Genomic DNA, 17,154 nt, shown 5'->3' with positions numbered 1-17,154 from the left:
CTGTACCTCCTTTCGCGATCGGGATGATGTGGTCGACTACGAACGAGCCCGGGTCGAGGTGAGGCAACGTGTAGTCGATTTCTTGCCCGCACAGGCCGCACGGTGGATTGGTGCGGCGTATGTAGGCCCGATGCCGGTTGCGGTTGGTGGTGCTGCGCTTGGTCATGTCGGACATGGCTCCTTCTTTCCTGTTCGCGCTCGGTGCTCACCACGATCGCTGCTATCCGCCTCGACAGAACGGGTGAACCTGCTGCTCGTCGCCTCGTTTCCGCTCGGTCTTCTCGTCGTCGCGGGGTGCTTCGGAGTCGGCGAGGTCGTTGCGCGGACTGAGCCGCACCTCTGGGTATCGAGAGAACATGGTTACTTCCTTCCTGCTCGTGTTCTTCGCCTCACGCCGCGCCCTCGTCGAGCGTGACCGTGGTCGAGTCCTGGCAGCGTCGGCATAGTCCGGTGGCGAGCCCGCCATAGCCGATGCTGTTGCCGCACACCGCGCACGCGTCACCCGGTTTTGCTGTGTTTCCGGTGGGATGCTGTCCGAAGGTGTCCAGACCCAGGGTGCGGACGGGTGACAAGGACTCAGTCGGTTCACCAGTGGGCTCATTCACGGGAGCGTGAGCCGACTGGAATTTCGGCTCAGTCGGCTCACGGTGTTTCCGCTGGTCACGCCCAGTTGGCTCAGTGGGCTCATTCAGCTCACGTGTATGTGTGTCGAGATCCGACTGAGCTGACTGCATAGGCAGTGACCAATGGGAAGTCCGGGGGAAGCCAGCCACGTCGTAGACGACGCCCAGAGACTTCGCGGCGCGCTTGACGGTTGCCTCCGACAGGCCCTCCTTGCGGGCATCGGCCTTGACCGACTTCGCGGGAGAACGACCATTCTCGGTGAGGTAGTCCTCGAGCCATGCCTCGGCGGCCGTGCGCTCTTCGGCATCCGGGGCGCCGTCACCGGCGAGCAATTCCCGAGCGTCACGCTCGGATTCGCCGAGCCACCGCAGCACCCCGACTTCGGCCGTACCGTCGTCGGTCGGGATGGTCGCAGATTCGATCACCGCTTCCATGGACCGCACCCGCGGCGCCAAATTCGCCTTGGTGTTCGTGACGATCAGATTGCCGGTCTCCTCATCCTTGGCGACCGACAGCACCGACCGCGCGACCTGAGACCACGCGATAGACCCGAGGATCAGCTTGCCGGTGTCGTTGCCGTCGCGTTTCCCGAAATGGGCCAACCCGAGAATCACGCAGTCACGGCGCGCGGCGAGCTGGGCCAGCGGCTCAAGGAACTGACGAACCTGCCGATCGTCCTTACCGGACAGCTCCGACGACATAGCCGACGTGGCAGCATCGAGCACGATGAACGACACCTCATGCTCTGCCACCAGTACCTCGAGCGCGTCGACATCGGCCGGCAATATCAGCGTGCCGGTGTCGCTGTGGTCGGTCTGCACGTCCACGAAAAGCACCCGGTCCATATCGGCACCCGCAGCACGCAACCGCGGCGCCACAGTGAATTCCCGGGCGTCCTCGGTATGCAGGTACAGCACAGTCCGCGGTTGCCCAAACCATTCCCCTTCCAACTGTCCGCGCGTCACACGAGCGCACTTCTCGACAGCGATGGTGGACTTGCCAAGCCCCTCACGACCGGCCAGCAGGACCAGCGAACCGGCCGGCATCCAGTCGGGATCCACCCACCGAATGCGCTTGGTAGTGACCTCCGACCCGCGGGTGACCTTCAACCGGCGGGCCGGACGGACCTCGGCGAGGACCACCAGATCACCCACATCATGACCGGCGGCAACATGGTCGGCCAGATCATTGCCGCTCTTCGCCTGAGCCACTGTCACCCGCGCGGCGATGCCCGCCAGATGTCCGGCTACCTTCTCGGCGCGATCACGACCTGGATCATCCTTGTCGGCGACGACGAGCACCGGGCGGCCACGCAGCGAGGACCAATCCGCTTTGCCCGGCGGCGTATTCGCGCCCTGGGCTTGGCTGACTGCGAATGCGCCGATTGCCTCGGCGGCGATCACGTCTTTTTCGCCCTCGACGACCAGTACCGGCACACCGCGGTTATCCGGCAGCCGATCGGACCCGAACAGCGCGGTGCCGGTCTTATTCCCGAACTGCTGGAACGTCTTACGGCCGTCGTCACGGTATCGGCGTTCCACGATCCGGCCGTCCGGGTACTGGTAGCGGGGCCTCGGGGAGTCGAACAGATCCGCCTTGCTCAGGCCGAGGTCGGCTAGGACCTGTTCGGTGTCGCCGTTGTGGCAGTAGACGACCGCACCATCCTCGGTCTTGCGGAATGTCGTACCCCGGTCCTGGGAACTGTGGCCCGGTGTAGACGCTGAGCCGTGATCGCCCTTGTCGTCGACGGTGCAGCCGTGATCACGAAGCGCTTCCACCAGGCGTTCATAGGCATCGGTCATGCCGCAGCTCCCTTCTCGATCGTGACCTTGCGACGGCATACCGGACCGAGATGCAACGCAACGGACTCCGCAGCAACGACCCATTGCCCGCAGCGCTGACAGCGGACCGCAAGCCGGAATCCACGCGCACGAGCAGCGGCAAGAACCGCCGCATCCAACTTGTCCTCGTACAGTTCCGTTGCGGGGACGCCCGAAGGCGTGACCGGATAGGCCACGCCTCGAGACTCGTTGATCTGGGTCAACGGCGATCACCGCCCTGCTCGTTCTCGACCTGCTCGGCGACCTCGAGCAGAAGGGCAGCCACCTGCCGAGCCTCGGTCGCCGTGAGGTCCATGTCGCTGCTTCCGTGGCGCTGGTTAGCCAGGAGGTACACGCTGTCTCGGCCGCCGAATCGTCGCAGGGGGGAAACCTCGATGTTGGCGATCATGCCGAGGCCTGGCGACGGTTCAATCGTCATCGGGACGACCTGCTCTCGGCCGTAGCAGGTTCGGTCCGCGTCGAACAGCTCGCGGCCGTGGCCGTCTCCTTCGGGGCACCAGCTCGCGCAGCCGGGGGCACGCCGACACTGCTGGCACCGGATCGGCACTGTAGGCGCCGGCGCGGGAATGGTGCCCACGATCGCGCCGCAGCTTGCGCAGTGCAGGTCGATCCACTGGTTGTTCTTGTCGTCGCGATCAACACCGTCGTCGGGGGCCGCCAGATCGAGCGGGTCAACAACCACCGGTAAGCCGATATCCTCGAACTTCACCGACACGTAGCCGTCCGCGCGGTCGCCGTCGATCACGACGCCGCACCGGTAGGCACCGGTCGGTTGCCGCTTGTGATCGAGGACGGCAGCACGTACCCGGTCACCGGCTCCGAACGGGGTGGCGTGGTCTAACGTGGACATGGAACTACTCCTCTGGTGTGGATTGGTTTCGATGGCCCGGCAGCGGCTCCACCCGCTCGCCGGGTCGCCCCCGTTTCGGGGCAGTGAATCGAGCATCAGGCTGCACCTGGCCGTTCGGTGTTCTGCTCGATCCAGTCGTGAACGTCGCGCCACTTGTAGCGAACCGAAGCCCCGAACTTCACGTACGGGATGCCTCGGCGGTGGTAGCGGTCGTTTGCCAGCCGCGCGGTGGTCGTCCTCAGAAACTTCGCCACGTCGGCGGATGTGGCCATCCTGTCTTCACCCATCGATCTCCTATCAAAATGATGGCGTTGCCGATCGACACGATCGTCGATTCGCTTATGATGATGCACACCGAACTCTGCGGAGTCAAGACGATGGTTGACGGAATCATTTTGATAGGCCATCCTCAGTGGTCATGGCAGAGAAACGGAACCCACTCGGCGCTACCGGTGAGACGGTGCGCGGGAACGTCAAGGCGCACCGAGAACGGCTCAACCTCGGATTCGCCGATCTGGCACGCCGCCTCGACGACCTCGGCCGGCCGATTCCCGTACTGGGCCTCTCCCGAATCGAGAAAGGCGAACGCCGAATAGACGCAGACGATTTGGTCAGCCTGGCGGCCGCGCTGGAAATATCCCCACTCACGCTATTGATGCCGGACTCCGCCGACCGAACCGAGCGGGTAAGCACCACCGCACACTCGGATACTGCCGAGCACATATTTCAATGGCTGCGTGGAGATGCCCTCCCCTGCGCGTACGACGATCCCCAGCGGCAGTTCCAATTCATGATCCGGTCTCGACCGAAATGGGCGGTGTCGGACGCAATTACGAGACAGGGGGCGTCCACCGATGGCGACGATTGAGAGCTACGAGACCAAGTCCGGGAAGCGATACCGCGTCAGATATCGGAAGCCGGACGGCAAGCAGACGGACAAGCGCGGGTTCAAGCGCAAGCTCGACGCCGAGCGGTTCGCGAACACCGTCGAGGTCAAGAAGATGGAAGGCACCTATATCTCCCCATCGCTGGGGCGCATGACGGTTGGCGAGCTCGGGCCGAAGTGGATAGCTCGGCAAGTGCACATCAAACCGTCATGGGCGGAACGTGTCGATTCCATCTGGCGCGTGCATGTCGAACCCCAGTGGGGAGCGCGACAGCTCATGTCCATCGAACGACCTGAGGTGCGGGACTGGATCGCCAGTATCCAGCGGGCGCCGTCCACCGTCGCGGACATCCATGCAGTCTTCTCGATGATCCTTGATGAGGCAGTGGAGGAGAAGCGCGTACCAGCGAACGTGGCTGCGGGCATGCCGCTGCCCCGCCGGCAATTGGTCGAACACAACTACCTCACGCACGACCAGGTGGCCGCGCTCGCCGCGGAAGCGAAGCACCCGCAAATCGTGATGCTGCTCGCCTACAGCGGCTTGCGATGGGGCGAGATGGCAGCCCTACGGCCGCGTGACGTCGACTTGGACCGGCGACGGATTCGCGTAATCCGGTCCGCGTCCAAGGTGAACTCGCGTAGCGTGATCGGCTCGCCGAAGACGTGGGAGATTCGGACCGTCGCGATACCGGGCGAGATAGCCGAGATGCTGTGCCCGGTGGTGGCCGCGCAGACGGACCACGAGGCCCTGCTGTGGTCGCGGCCGGACGGGGAACCCCTGCGCCCACCGACGACGACGCACTGGTTCGGGGGCGCTGTCCGCCGCTGTATCAAGGCGTCGATACCGATCGACGACGACGGCAACCCGACTGGACCGGCGACGTTCCCTCGGGTGACTGCGCATCAGTTGAGGCACACTGCCGCGTCGCTGATGATCGCCAGCGGTGCACACGTGAAGACAGTGCAACGCCAGCTCGGGCACAAGACGGCCACGATGACGCTCGACAACTACGGACACCTGTTCGAGGACGACTTGGACGACGTGGCCGAGCGGATGAGCGAAGGCCTCCGCGCTGCCTCTGGGAAGTGTGGGCAAAATGTGGGCACAGCCCCGGAAGATACCGCCGAAGCGGCATAAAAAGGCCCCTCACCTGCGATGCAAGTGAGGGGCCTGTCGTGGAGCTGCCGGGAATCGAACCCGGGTCCTCCGCCGCGTCTTCAGGGCTTCTCCGTGTGCAGTCCGCTGGGTCTCTACTCGGATCTCCGGGTCTCGCGAACAAGCTCGGATGACGATCCCAGTCGCTGTTCGATGTTCCGCCCTGGCCCGCGACCGACCCGGACGGTAAGTCCCTCTAGCTGATGCCAGTACCCGGGTCGAGGGACGAACCCGGACTGACAGAGACGACCTGCTACTTAGGCAGCGAGGGCGTACTCGCGCTGATTGGAATCGGCGCTTAATTGGTTGCAGCGACGCTTACGGTGGTCTCTTGCCTGCACCGACACGCTTCCCCTAAATCTACGTACGCAGTCGAAACCGTTCAGCCCCGTACGCCCCGGCACCGTGCCGGGCTGTTCATACTAACATCGCCCAGATCCGGGATCATCCCATTATTCGGCGGTGTCGGACGTCACCTGACAAGCAACCTTCCACGCCTGACCACCGTCCGACGCAGGGCACGTTCCTACCGCCACCGACGGCCCTTCGGCGGGGACCGAGACGGGCTCTGGACCATCCTGACCGCGCAATGTCGATCCGTATTCCACGAGGGCACGAGCCGTCGCCGATCTGGACGATCGGCTACTTTCTGCGCTCGCTATGACTGGACCGAGTCCGTCGAGCGGCCGAGCGCGAGTCACGAACAGCGCACCGTCGCGCACGTAGATGACAGTGATCTCTCGACTGAGCGGTGAACCGGACCTCGGTGTAACCGGTGCGGTCCGGTACACAGCCGCGAGCGTGCCTGCCGACCCGACGGCACCTTCGGGTGCGCAATCCCATCAGCCGTGAGTACGGCCGGCCGCGAACTGCCGCGCGATATCGCCACCACCGCGAACATCCCTGCCGTGCTCGTGCAGGTCTGTCACGACATCCCTGACCGGCGGTCAGCGCCGCGGCCAACGCCCGGCCCGGCCCTCCACGAGCTGACCATGAAGCCCCCCAGTGTTTTTCGAGGTCGTCGAACTCTCTCACCCACGCCGTCTGCGGTGGTCAGCTGCTCCGTCGGACTCGGAAGTAGGCCGGTCTTCCCGGATGCTGGCACACGACTTCCACAGCCGGACACCGGAGCGACTTACACTGCACGAGCCGTGCGCTCGGCTCTGAGCAGCGGGTCTCGATATCGGACTAAGGAAACACTGTGGCAGTAACCACCGTTCGGGACAGGTTGCTGCGCCTGTCCGCACTCACCATGATCACCGGCCTGGTAATCCTCACCGGTTGTTCCTCCGTGCGAGGCGATTCCGCGCGAGCCGATCCAGGCGTCACGTCCGAACCCTGCCCGAACGCTGTCGACTCCACCAAGGGCTGTATCTACCTCGGCGTACTGTCCGATCTGACGCGTGGACCGTTCGCCGCGCTGGGCAAGGACATCAACAACGGCCAGTTGGCATTCTGGAAGTCCGTGAACGAAGCCGGCGGAATCGGCGGCAAATACGAGGTCGACATCGCAAGTTACACCGAGGACACCGCTTACGAGCTGCGGAAGCACGCTGAGGCGTATCAGCGCATCGAGCCGCACGTGCTAGCACTCGCGATGAGTTTCGGCACGGTGCAGACCCAGCAGGTGCTCGACCAGATGGACGCGGCGAACATGATAGCCGTCGCCGGAACCCTCTGGTCGGGATGGCAATTCGAGAACAGCGACAAAGGCCTGCTGCTGGAATCCGGCTACTCCTATTGTTCCGAGGCGATCATCGGCTTGGACTGGATTTCCGAGAACACGCAGACGCCGGACTCGATCGCCACTGTCAGCTACGAGGGCGACTACGGCGGCGACTACTCGACCGGTGCGAAGAAGTGGGCCTCGGCCAACCGAGTCGACCTGGTGGCTCAGATCGAGACCGAACCGAACACACAGGTCGGCAACCAGGATGCCGCGGTCGCCAAGGTCCTGTCCGCGGGAGCGGATCTCGTCATGCTGGCCACAGGCCCGGCGGAGGCGGGCGAGATCATGGGCAAGGCAGCACTGGCCGGCTACCGCGGACGGTTCCTCGGCTCCGGCCCGACCTACAACGGTGGTCTGCTGAAAAGCCCTGCGGCCAGTACGATCACGACGCGGTACACCATGACCTCGCCGCTGGACGGATGGGACGGCACCAGCGCGGGAGCCAAGAAAGCGCGTGCTTCGGCGACCCTGGAGCCATCGACCTGGGGGTACAGCGCAGGCTGGATGTTCTCCTACCCGATGAAGGCGGTACTGACCAGAGCCGTGATCGAAAACAAGGTGAGCCGCAAGGGTCTGCGCGAAGCGGTGAACGGCCTGCGTGTCGACTACGACGGTTCGATACCCGAATATGTCTACGGCGCACCCACGCCCGACCTGTCCCGCCAGCGGGCAATTATCGAGATGCCCGATCAGACCGCGCCGCTGGGGGCCAGGACCCTGGTGACCGACTATCACGGCCCGACTCAGGAACGCATCACCCTCACCGAGCCCTGCGTGCAGCCGTAAGAGAGCGAGACATGGGATTATCCAGTAGCCGTCATCGGCTACGTCGCATCGTGACCGTTCTGCTCGTCCTCGGGCTCGTGTCGACGGGCGCCTGCTCGATGTCGACGCCCGCGGCGACGCCCGGCGTCACCCACCATCCGTGCCCGAACGCGGTCGACCGAAACAAGGGCTGCCTCTACCTCGGCGTCCTATCCGATCTGAACAACGGACCCTTTGCCCCACTCGGGAAATCACTGCAAGAGGGGCAACTCGCTTTCTGGAACGAGGTGAACAAGCAGGGTGGAATCGGCGGCTACGAGATCGACATCGCGACCTACACCCGCGACACCGCCTACGATCCACGCAGGCACATCACCGAATTCGGGAACGTCGCGCCGCACGTGCTCGCGCTCGCGATGAGTTTCGGTACCGCGCAGACGCTCGCGGTCCTGGCCCAGATGGACGAGGCGAACCTAATCACCGGCGCGGGCACACTCTGGTCAGGCTGGCAATATCGATCCACCGATCGCGGTCTCGTCCTGGACGAAGGTTTCTCCTACTGCACCGAAGCGGTCCTTGGTCTGGACTGGTTCGCACAGAACTACTATCGACCACGTACGCTCGGCGTGGTCGCCTACCGCGGCAATTACGGCGGCGACTATGCCAGTGGCGCGCTCAGGTGGGCCTTGGACAACGGCGCGACGATCACCGCGCGCATCGACACCGGTCCCGACGCCGAGGTCGGCAATCAAGACATACCGATCGCCGAAATCCTGGCCGACCCACCGGATCTCGTCCTGCTGGCCACCGGCCCCACCGAAACCGCCGAGATCGTGGGCGAACTCGCGAAATCCGGCTACACCGGCCGTTTTCTCGGGTCGACGCCGACCTGGAACAGTTCGCTGCTCGATACGTCTGCCGCCCGCGCGCTCACCACGATGTACAACTACACGTCGCCGTTCGACGGCTGGGACGGAAACAGCACCGGAGCCCAGCGCGCCAGGGCCGCGGCACCGACCGAACCGACCGACTTCGGTTACAACATCGGCTGGGCCATGTCATATCCGATGAAGGCATTGCTGACCAAGGCGGCCGAGTCGGGCGAACTCGACCGGACGACCTTGCGCAAGTTACTCGCCGGGCTCACCGTGGATTCCGAAGGAATGGCGGCTCCGCAGAGCTATGGACGCGACGAACCCGACATCGCGGCGCAGCGCGCGGTGATCAACGTCCCCGATGCGACCACGTCGCTCGGTTCGCGCACGGTGGCCGCCGACTACCGCAGCCCTACGCTGCAGCGGATCTCCCTGCACGAACCGTGTACCCGATGATTCGGTCGCTTCCGGCCGTGGCGACGAGCACGACCGCGGTCAGCACGATCCGCTGCTGACGAAGAACCTAACGCCGAGCAGCACCGTCGCCGGCCGCACGTCGCCGCCGGGGTACCACTGGCCGATCACATTCGGCGACAGCAGTGAACAGAGAACCGCAGCGGAAACAGCCAACCGCAGCGGCCCACCTCACGATCGGCCGAACGCTCCGGGGCCGAACACCAGCGGCTACCAACCGGTATCCGACGAGGTCTCGCGCACGACGACAACGCGACACCGTAGGCAGTGCACACGCCACGAATCCACGAGCACACGCACCGGTGGTCAGCGCATGCCTTTGATACGCCGTCCCAGCTCGCGGGTGACTTCTCGTTCCGCGGTGCGCCGCGCCAAGTCCTGGCGCTTGTCGTAGTCCTGCTTGCCCTTGGCCAGGGCCAGCTCGACCTTCACCTTGCCATCGGAGAAGTACATCGACAGCGGCACCAACGTCTGGTTGCCCTCGCGCGATTTGCCGACCAGCCGCTCGATCTCGCGCTTGTGCAGAAGCAACTTGCGCACCCGGCGCGGCGAGTGGTTCGTCCACGTGCCGTGGCTGAACTCGGGGATGTGCAGCCCACGCAGCCACACCTCGCCGTTGTCGACGGTAGCGAAGGCGTCCACGAGCGACGCCTTGCCCTCCCGGAGGCTCTTCACCTCGGTGCCGACCAGCGCGATCCCGGCCTCGTAGATGTCCAGGATCGTGTAGTTGTGCCGCGCCCGACGGTTGGTCGCGATGACCTTGCGCCCCTTCTCCTTCATAACGGTCAACTCTAAGTGACGCGGCAATCGTATTATTCCCGCAGGTCGCGCCAGCCCGCCGAGCTAGCGTCGCACCACGATGTAGAGCACCAGGACCGCTATGAACGCACTCGCCAGGATCACCGTCGACCACCGCGGCCCGTGCCGTAGCGACGGAAGCGGTGCTGACCGAAGTCCGAGCCACACGCTGTCCACGGAGGGATCGGTCCTGCCGCGGACGTGCGGCGGCGCGTCCACGGGTTCGCCTCCCGGAGAGCCGGAGGAAATGTCGGCTCCGCCGTCGTCGGAGCTATCACCCGGTGCCATGGCCAGAACGGTAGCCGCTGCGACGGTGGCCCGTCGCCATTCCCGCGCGCCGCACCACGGTTGGCATTCAGGCCAGGCGTCGGCGGAACGCCTCGGTGCCCGCCCCGGTCGCCACGTCGACCGTGTGGACGCGCAGGTCGACCGCGTCCTCGGTCAGGTCGAGCACCATGAAACCGAGCTCGTGATAGTTCTCGAACACCGCGGCGTGCCCCGCGCTCGTGGTGAACCGCGGCTCGGCGCCGACTGTTTTGGCGGCGGCGCCGGACACGATCTGCCTGGTGCCCTTGGAGGTGACCGTCGGTTCGAGCACCTGAAGCGAGTGGTCGTGCCCGGAGACGACGAACTGGCACCTACCGATGACGTGGTCCTCGAAGAACCGCCGCACATGCACGCCGTTGATCGGCTCGATCGATAGTCCCTCGTAGTGCCCCGCGTCGCCGTGCGGTCCGTTGTTCAGATACGGGTGGTGAGTGCAGGCGATCTTCCAGGTGGCGGTCGACTCGGCGAGCGACCGGTCGAGCCAGGCCGCCTGCTCGGTCATGAATTGGCCGTCGGCCGCCCAGTACGGCGAGAACATCGGCGGCACGTAGGCTGCCAGCGGGTTGACGTCGAGTACGAAGAACTCGACCACCGGGTTGTGCTCCGGGATTCGCACCGAGTAATAGCGGCTCGGCATCCACCAGCGTGGGGAGTCGGCGTGGTACTCCACCTCGGCGTTGCCGCGCAACAGCCAGCCGCCGTCACCGGCGAGGACGGAACTGTTGTCATGGTTTCCGAGCACCATCAGCCACGGAAAATCCAGGCCGGCGTTCGGATGCTCGAACTTGTCGGCGAACTGCACATCGGCCGCGCTGTCGGGGCCGTGCTCGTAGATGTTGTCACCGAGGCCGAGCGCCACCGAAATCGGTTCGCGGTCGTGGAAAGCGCGCATCGCATCCGCGACCGCCCACTGGGTGCGGGTGCCGGTGCCCGCGTCCCCGGTTACCAGGACGCGTACCCGACGGCCGGTCGGGAAGGGAAACTTGACGGTTCCCTCCGCGACCGGCACCGCCTGCGCGGGCGTGCGGCCCACCAGCGTCGCCCCGGCCGCGAGGGTAGCCGCACCGGCCAGAAACTCGCGGCGTCCGACCATGTCCCGATCACTCACGCTTGCCTCCACAATCCTTCGCGCGCCCACCCGGCAGCCATCCTCGCCCACTGGGGAGTGGACGCTACCGGACCTTCGCACAACTCACCTTCCGGCGGTGAGCACCTCGAGAACCTGCTCGCCGTACTTCGCGAGTTTGTTCTCACCGACTCCGCCGACGCTGCCGAGATCGGCGAGGCTCGCGGGCTTGCGAGCCGCGATCTCACGCAAGGTCGCGTCGTGGAAGACGACATAGGCCGGAACGCCTTGCTCTTTTGCGGTTGCCGCACGCCACTCGCGCAGCTTCTCGAACATCGGCACGTCGACGGGCGCCAGATCGGCGGCCACGGATTTGCCGGCTTTCGCGGCGCGCACGGGTTTGGCCGCTCGCTCGGGTTCGCGACGCAGCGGCACTCGGCGCCCATCGAACAGCACCTCGCTGCTGGCCTCGGTCAGCGTCAGCACACCGTAGTCGCCGTGCACGGCGAGCAGGCCACCGGCGAGCAATTGCCGGACCACGCTGCGCCATTCCCCATCGCGCAGGTCGGTGCCGATGCCGAAGACCTTCAGTTCGTGATGGCCGTACTGCTGTACCTTCGGATTCTGTTTGCCCAGCAGGATGTCCACAATGTGACCCGCGCCGAAGCGCTGGCCGCGTTCGCGTTCGAGCCGCAGTACCGCCGACAGCAGCTTCTGCGCGGCCACGGTGCCATCCCAGGATTGCGGTGGGGTCAGGCACGTGTCGCAGTTACCGCACGGCAGGCCGGGCTGTCCGAAGTACGCCAACAGCTGGGTCCGGCGGCAGCTCACCGTCTCGCACAGCGCCAGCATCGCGTCCAGGTGCAGTTGGAGCTGGCGGCGATGCGCGGCGTCGCCCTCGGAGGAATCGATCAGTTTGCGCTGCTGCACCACGTCATTGAGGCCGTAGACCATCCATGCGGTGGAAGGCAGTCCGTCCCGGCCCGCGCGCCCGGTCTCCTGGTAGTACCCCTCAACGGATTTCGGCAGGTCCAGATGTGCGACGAAGCGCACGTCGGGCTTGTCGATCCCCATCCCGAAGGCGATGGTGGCCACGACCACCAAGCCGTCTTCGCGCAAGAACCGCGACTGGTTCGCCGCACGGGTGCCATTGTCCAGGCCCGCGTGATACGGCACGGCGGTGATGCCGTTCTCGCTGAGGAAGGCGGCCGTCTTGTCCACCGAGTTGCGGGAGAGGCAGTAGACGATGCCCGCGTCCCCGCTGTGTTCGGAGCGGATGAAGTCCAGCAGCTGGCGATCCGGCCGGTTCTTCGGCTCGATCCGGTACTGGATGTTGGGCCGATCGAAACTGGCGACGAAGCGTCGAGCCGAGCCTAGGTCGAGCCGTTGGATGATCTCGTCGCGCGTCTTCTCGGTGGCGGTGGCGGTCAGCGCGATCCGCGGCACGTCCGGCCACCGCTCGTGCAACACGGAAAGGCCGAGATAGTCGGGCCGGAAGTCGTGGCCCCACTGGGAGACGCAGTGTGCCTCATCGATGGCGAACAGCGCGACCTTGCCCTGGTCGAGCAGCCGCGCGGTCGATTCCAGGCGAAGCCGTTCCGGTGCCATGTACAGCAGATCGAGTTCACCCGCCACGAATTGCGCCTCCACCGCGCGGCGCTCGTCGGGGTACTGGCTCGAGTTCAGGAAGCCGGCACGCACGCCGAGCGCACTGAGCGCGTCCACTTGGTCCTGCATCAGCGCGATCAGCGGCGATACCACCACCCCGACGCCGGGGCGGACCAGGGCGGGCACTTGGTAGCAGAGCGACTTGCCGCCCCCGGTCGGCATGAGCACCAGCGCGTCGCCGCCGCCGACCACGTGCTCGACGATCTCGCGCTGGTCGCCGCGGAAACTGTCGTAGCCGAAGACTCGGCGCAGAACCTGTTGCGCTGCACTGGATTCAGCGCCTACACCGGGATCGTCGTCGAGCGCTAGAGCCGCGAAGTCATCGGGGGGAGTCACCCGGCCCATCCTACGAGCACCCTGCCGCGGCGAAACGACTACGCCCGGTCGCCCTCCGTACTCGACGGCGCAGTTCTCCACATGTGGATAGTCGGCTGCCGGCTGTCTGGCCACCAACCCGCTGACGTGCGGATTCGCCCCGTTGCGCGGGAATTCACCGATCTGCCCACAGCTGTCCGCGCTGTTAGGTTGACGCCCATGGCAGCAGCAAAAGGCAGCAACCGAGTTCGGCCGACGGTGCTCACCGTCGCCGTACTCGCGGGGATCGCCGCGGCCACGCCGTCGGCACACGCCGCGGCGTTTCCCGCCGCGTGCGGGGCCGGGTGGGAAACCACCACGGTTGTCGAAGGCGTCGGCAATCTGGAGAACCTCGACTCCGATGGCGCCGGTGGCTTCTACGTCACCGGAATCATGGACGGCTACCTCGCGCATGTCGACAGTACGGGGTGGATGGAAAAAGTGGTGACGGGATTGTCGCGGCCGGCGGGGGTTCGCGTCGCGGGACCGTACGTGTACTTCCTCACCGGTGACGGACTCAGCCAGGCGCCGGGCACACTACAGCGCTATGACACCGAGACCCGCACGGTGCAGATCCTGCTGACCGGGCTGAACGGTCCGAACGGGCTGCTGTTGCTGCCGGACGGCAGCTTCTTGTTCACCACCATCGGCCTCGGCGGCCCGAACGGGATCTCCCGATATCGGCCCGAGACGAGCGAGTACGAGCGAGATTGGGCGAGCCTGCCACCGTCCAACGGCATTGCGCTCGCCGCCGATGGCGAGTCGATCTACGTCGACACCATGACGCTGCAGATCTATCGCATCCCGCTGACCGATCCCGGCCACCACATCCTCGTCTCGGGCATCCCCGATCTGGTCGCGCTCCCTGACGATATGGCGGCCACGCGCGCCGGCGCCCTGTTCGTCGCCGACCACATCCTCGGCGCCGTCTACCAGGTGGACACCACCACCGGCGCGACCTGCGCCATCATCACCGGCCTGATCAAACCCGGGCCCGTGCGCAACCCACCGGACGGCGCCACCTCGGTCCGCATCGCGCCCGACGCAGCATCGTGGGCGCTCTTCGTCACCAGCATGGATGGCAGCCTGCGTCGCCTGCGCCCGCCGGCAGGAATTGATCTCACCCCCCGCCACGCCGGATGCGGCGGGATAGCACCGGGCATCGCTCCGACGCCGACTGGAGAATTGCCCCAGGCCGGACAACTCGGCAGCGTGCGGATACCGCTTCCAGCAATCGCCGTCCAATCCAAGGCGCGCCCGGCCATGACTATCCGCGCGCGAACGAACCCTATCGGCGCGGTACCGTCGATCCGGTCGGACGGTGCGGCTGGTGCCGCACTCACGTTCGATGGAGGAACGGTGCTGCTGGGAAGGAAAGATCGTGGTCGAATCGGCACCCATGGTGGCGGCCGGCGTCGAGGACGCCGAGGACATCGCGGGGCTGCGGAACCGGTTGGCGCGGTGGATGGTCGACAACGGCATCGGGCAATGGATTCCCGGGGAATATCCTGCCACGCGCGTCGCAGACGAAACCGCACGTGGTGAATGGTTCGTGTGGCGCGACAAGTCCGCGACGCTCGTTGGCGCGGTTCGCCTCGTCTGGCGGGATCCGGACTTCTGGGGCGCGGACGACGAGACCGAGGCGGGCTATATCCACGGCCTGATGGTCGGCCCGGAGCATCGTGGTCGCGACCTCGGGCCGCGCATCATCCAGTTCTGCGCCGACCACACCCTGGCCAGAGGCATCACCCGGCAACGCCTGGACACCGCCACCGACAACGCGGTTCTCCGAAAGTATTACGCCGTACAGGGTTTCATCGAAGTCCGGGAGACAACGTTGCCGCCGCCGTTCCGCGGCACAACCCACGTCGTGTTGATGGAGAAGTTCTTGGACTCTGCCTACGAGTGATGGATTTCGTTGTGATCCCGATCGCACCCGCAGGGCAGCCGACTCCCCGCGCATCCACCGTGCGTGGCAGGAGGCCGGTCAGCCCCGGAGGCGGTCCAGGACAAGGTCGTGGAGCAGGCCGTTGGTAGCGATGGCGTCGCCGCCGTGCGGACCAGATCGGCCATCGAGGGAGGTAAAGCGCCCACCTGCCTCGCGGACGAGGATGTCCAGCGCGGCCAGATCCCAGAGGGACACTTCGGGTTCGGTCGCGATGTCGACGGCGCCCTCGGCAACCAGGCAGTAATTGAGAAAATCGCCGTAACCGCGGACACGCCAGACATCGTCGGTCAGCGCGATGAACTCGTCGCGCAGGCCGCGCTCACGCCACCCGGACAGGCTGGAGAACGCCAAGCTGGCCGAACTCAACTCATCGACCGCGGAGACCGAGATCGCTGTGGCCGCCGACGATTCGAAGTTCGACCATGCTCCCGAGCCGGCGGCAGCCCACCAGCGCCGAACCAGCGCGGGCGCGCTCACCACACCGACGACCGGCTCGCCGTCCTCCAACAGTGCGATCAGCGTCGCCCAGATCGGTACCCGCCGCACGAAGTTCTTCGTGCCGTCGATCGGGTCGACGACCCACTGTCTTCCGCCGAACTCGGCGTCACCGCCGAACTCTTCACCGAGTACCGCGTCGTCCGGTCGTGTCTGCGACAGCACCTGCCGGATCGCCTCCTCCACGGCCAAGTCGGCATCCGATACCGGTGTCAGATCGGGCTTCGCGTCGACTTTCAGATCCAGCGCACCGAAGCGCGCCCGGGTGATGGCATCTGCCGTGTCGGCCAGTCGCAAGGCGAGTTCGAGATCGGAGGAGTACACAGCCACGCCCCGCACCCTATCGGTCCGATAGTTGCCGACGACGTTCACCGGCATCCGAGTACACGGAGCATCGTTCCCGACCCGAGTTCACCGATCCAGCGCCACGGCAGGTCGGACACCCCAGCGCAAGCGGGCCGACTTCGCGGCTGCGCGGGCCGAAGCCGACGAGGACCCGCCGTCGCGGTCCGATCACTCCGTTACTCCCGTCGAGATGCCGGACCACTATCGAGTGCACTGGGCCGCATTGCTCACGCCGCCGTGATAGTTGCACGCGCGGTGCTCAGCGCACTTGCCCACCACAGCAATTGGTCGAGCATCGCTGCTGCGGCCGCCGCAGGGTCGTCGGGTTCCCGCAGCCGACCTGCGGCGTCGAAAAGCAGGTAGTAGCGCGGGAACGAGACGTAGTTGCGGACGGTGTGCGCGTTGAGCTCGTTGAAGATCTGGCGCAGGTGCTCGATCGCGAGCAGGCCGCCACTGGCTCCGCTGTAGCCGACAAACCCGATCGCCTTGGCGTCCCACTGGGTGTAGTGCCAGTCGATGGCAGCCTTCAGCGCGGCGGGGACGCTGCGGTTGTAGTCGGGCGTGACGATCACGAAGGCGTCAGCCGCGGTGAGCCGTCTGGTGAGGTCGGTCATGCCGGCCGGGCGCGGCGGATCCGGGTCGAGCGCTGGGGACACGGCAGGCAGTTCGAGCGGCAGGTGCGCCTCGGCCAAATCGATGACATCGACCTCGAACGCGCCGTGCTGCCGGGCCTGCTCGGCGAACCACGAGGCCACGACAGGTCCGAAGCGTCCGTCCCGGACACTGCCGATGATCACCGCGAGCTTCGGTACGGCGTTGGACATGCTGTTCCTCCTCGGTTCACAGGACGACCCGACCGGGCCGCGGGTCTCACTCTGCCGCCCGGCACGCAGGCCAGGGAGGCCGCCGCAAGAGTGGTAGTGACAGGGACACCCTCCGGCGGTTCCTCCTTG

17 protein-coding genes, 1 other RNA gene and 1 pseudogene are annotated in these 17,154 nt (G+C 65.8%); 6 read left to right on the top strand and 13 right to left on the bottom strand.

Features of this window, described 5'->3' with window-relative positions; genetic code table 11:
* Positions 1-22: 22 nt before the first annotated feature.
* The 6 genes and pseudogenes from AB0B25_RS04435 to AB0B25_RS04410 form a co-directional block, all read right to left on the bottom strand.
* A pseudogene (locus tag AB0B25_RS04435) lies at positions 23-166 on the bottom strand (HNH endonuclease); the annotation flags it as partial.
* A gap of 54 nt (positions 167-220) precedes the next feature.
* A complete protein-coding gene (locus AB0B25_RS04430; RefSeq protein ID WP_357174542.1) occupies positions 221-358 on the bottom strand; it encodes a hypothetical protein in 138 nt (45 codons plus the stop codon).
* A 31-nt stretch (positions 359-389) separates the two neighbouring features.
* Positions 390-2,426 (bottom strand): AAA family ATPase, encoded by a 2,037-nt coding sequence (locus AB0B25_RS04425; RefSeq protein WP_357174539.1) that lies wholly within the window; start codon positions 2,424-2,426, stop codon positions 390-392.
* On the bottom strand, positions 2,423-2,668 hold the full coding sequence (locus AB0B25_RS04420) for a DUF6011 domain-containing protein (RefSeq protein ID WP_357174536.1): 246 nt from the start codon (positions 2,666-2,668) through the stop codon (positions 2,423-2,425). Before AB0B25_RS04420 ends, AB0B25_RS04425 begins: the two co-directional genes overlap by 4 nt.
* Entirely contained in the window at positions 2,665-3,210 is a 546-nt protein-coding gene (locus AB0B25_RS04415) for a hypothetical protein (RefSeq protein WP_357174533.1), read from the bottom strand. Before AB0B25_RS04415 ends, AB0B25_RS04420 begins: the two co-directional genes overlap by 4 nt.
* Before the next feature lie 200 nt (positions 3,211-3,410).
* The gene (locus tag AB0B25_RS04410; protein ID WP_357174530.1) at positions 3,411-3,722 is read right to left on the bottom strand and encodes a hypothetical protein; all 312 of its coding nucleotides are present in this window, start codon (positions 3,720-3,722) and stop codon (positions 3,411-3,413) included.
* An 11-nt stretch (positions 3,723-3,733) separates the two neighbouring features.
* Here AB0B25_RS04410 and AB0B25_RS04405 point away from each other — a divergent pair, with 11 nt between their 5' ends.
* Both AB0B25_RS04405 and AB0B25_RS04400 read left to right on the top strand, forming a co-directional pair.
* Positions 3,734-4,183 (top strand): helix-turn-helix transcriptional regulator, encoded by a 450-nt coding sequence (locus AB0B25_RS04405; protein ID WP_357174527.1) that lies wholly within the window; start codon positions 3,734-3,736, stop codon positions 4,181-4,183.
* The gene (locus AB0B25_RS04400; protein WP_357174524.1) at positions 4,170-5,339 is read left to right on the top strand and encodes a site-specific integrase; all 1,170 of its coding nucleotides are present in this window, start codon (positions 4,170-4,172) and stop codon (positions 5,337-5,339) included. The genes AB0B25_RS04405 and AB0B25_RS04400 overlap by 14 nt, the downstream gene beginning before the upstream one ends.
* Before the next feature lie 36 nt (positions 5,340-5,375).
* On the opposite strand, the gene ssrA is transcribed toward AB0B25_RS04400, so the two are convergent.
* Positions 5,376-5,747, bottom strand: a transfer-messenger RNA (tmRNA) gene (ssrA, locus tag AB0B25_RS04395).
* Between the two features lie 811 nt (positions 5,748-6,558).
* Between ssrA and AB0B25_RS04390 the strand changes: the two genes are divergently transcribed.
* On the top strand, positions 6,559-7,872 hold the full coding sequence (locus AB0B25_RS04390) for an ABC transporter substrate-binding protein (RefSeq protein ID WP_357174521.1): 1,314 nt from the start codon (positions 6,559-6,561) through the stop codon (positions 7,870-7,872).
* Between the two features lie 50 nt (positions 7,873-7,922).
* Positions 7,923-9,182 carry an ABC transporter substrate-binding protein gene (locus AB0B25_RS04385; protein WP_357174518.1) on the top strand — a complete coding sequence of 420 codons (1,260 nt, stop codon included), beginning with the start codon at positions 7,923-7,925 and terminating at the stop codon, positions 9,180-9,182.
* 324 nt (positions 9,183-9,506) lie between these two features.
* Here the strand turns inward: AB0B25_RS04385 and smpB are convergent, their stop codons facing one another.
* The 4 genes from smpB to recQ all read right to left on the bottom strand — a co-directional run bounded on the left by smpB (position 9,507) and on the right by recQ (position 13,395).
* Entirely contained in the window at positions 9,507-9,980 is a 474-nt protein-coding gene (smpB, locus tag AB0B25_RS04380; protein ID WP_327109688.1) for an SsrA-binding protein SmpB, read from the bottom strand.
* Positions 9,981-10,043: 63 nt separating this feature from the next.
* On the bottom strand, positions 10,044-10,286 hold the full coding sequence (locus AB0B25_RS04375; protein ID WP_357174516.1) for a hypothetical protein: 243 nt from the start codon (positions 10,284-10,286) through the stop codon (positions 10,044-10,046).
* 67 nt (positions 10,287-10,353) lie between these two features.
* Positions 10,354-11,433 (bottom strand): metallophosphoesterase, encoded by a 1,080-nt coding sequence (locus tag AB0B25_RS04370; protein ID WP_357174514.1) that lies wholly within the window; start codon positions 11,431-11,433, stop codon positions 10,354-10,356.
* 84 nt (positions 11,434-11,517) lie between these two features.
* Positions 11,518-13,395 (bottom strand): DNA helicase RecQ, encoded by a 1,878-nt coding sequence (gene recQ, locus AB0B25_RS04365; protein ID WP_357174512.1) that lies wholly within the window; start codon positions 13,393-13,395, stop codon positions 11,518-11,520.
* A gap of 126 nt (positions 13,396-13,521) precedes the next feature.
* Between recQ and AB0B25_RS04360 the strand changes: the two genes are divergently transcribed.
* Together AB0B25_RS04360 and AB0B25_RS04355 are read left to right on the top strand one after the other, a co-directional pair.
* A complete protein-coding gene (locus tag AB0B25_RS04360; RefSeq protein WP_357174510.1) occupies positions 13,522-14,958 on the top strand; it encodes a hypothetical protein in 1,437 nt (478 codons plus the stop codon).
* Positions 14,879-15,322: a GNAT family N-acetyltransferase gene (locus tag AB0B25_RS04355; protein WP_357174507.1), complete on the top strand. Its 444-nt coding sequence runs from the start codon at positions 14,879-14,881 to the stop codon at positions 15,320-15,322. Before AB0B25_RS04360 ends, AB0B25_RS04355 begins: the two co-directional genes overlap by 80 nt.
* 78 nt (positions 15,323-15,400) lie before the next feature.
* On the opposite strand, the gene hisN is transcribed toward AB0B25_RS04355, so the two are convergent.
* Entirely contained in the window at positions 15,401-16,186 is a 786-nt protein-coding gene (gene hisN / locus AB0B25_RS04350) for a histidinol-phosphatase (protein WP_357174504.1), read from the bottom strand.
* 242 nt (positions 16,187-16,428) lie between these two features.
* Positions 16,429-17,025, bottom strand: a complete 597-nt coding sequence (locus AB0B25_RS04345; protein WP_357174501.1) for an NAD(P)H-dependent oxidoreductase — start codon at positions 17,023-17,025, stop codon at positions 16,429-16,431.
* Positions 17,026-17,154: the final 129 nt, after the last annotated feature.

The organism is Nocardia sp. NPDC049190 (genome assembly GCF_040648115.1).
GTDB lineage: Bacteria > Actinomycetota > Actinomycetes > Mycobacteriales > Mycobacteriaceae > Nocardia.
The sequence above is the reverse complement of the archived record's forward strand: the minus strand, read 5'-3'. Positions and strand labels throughout refer to the sequence as shown.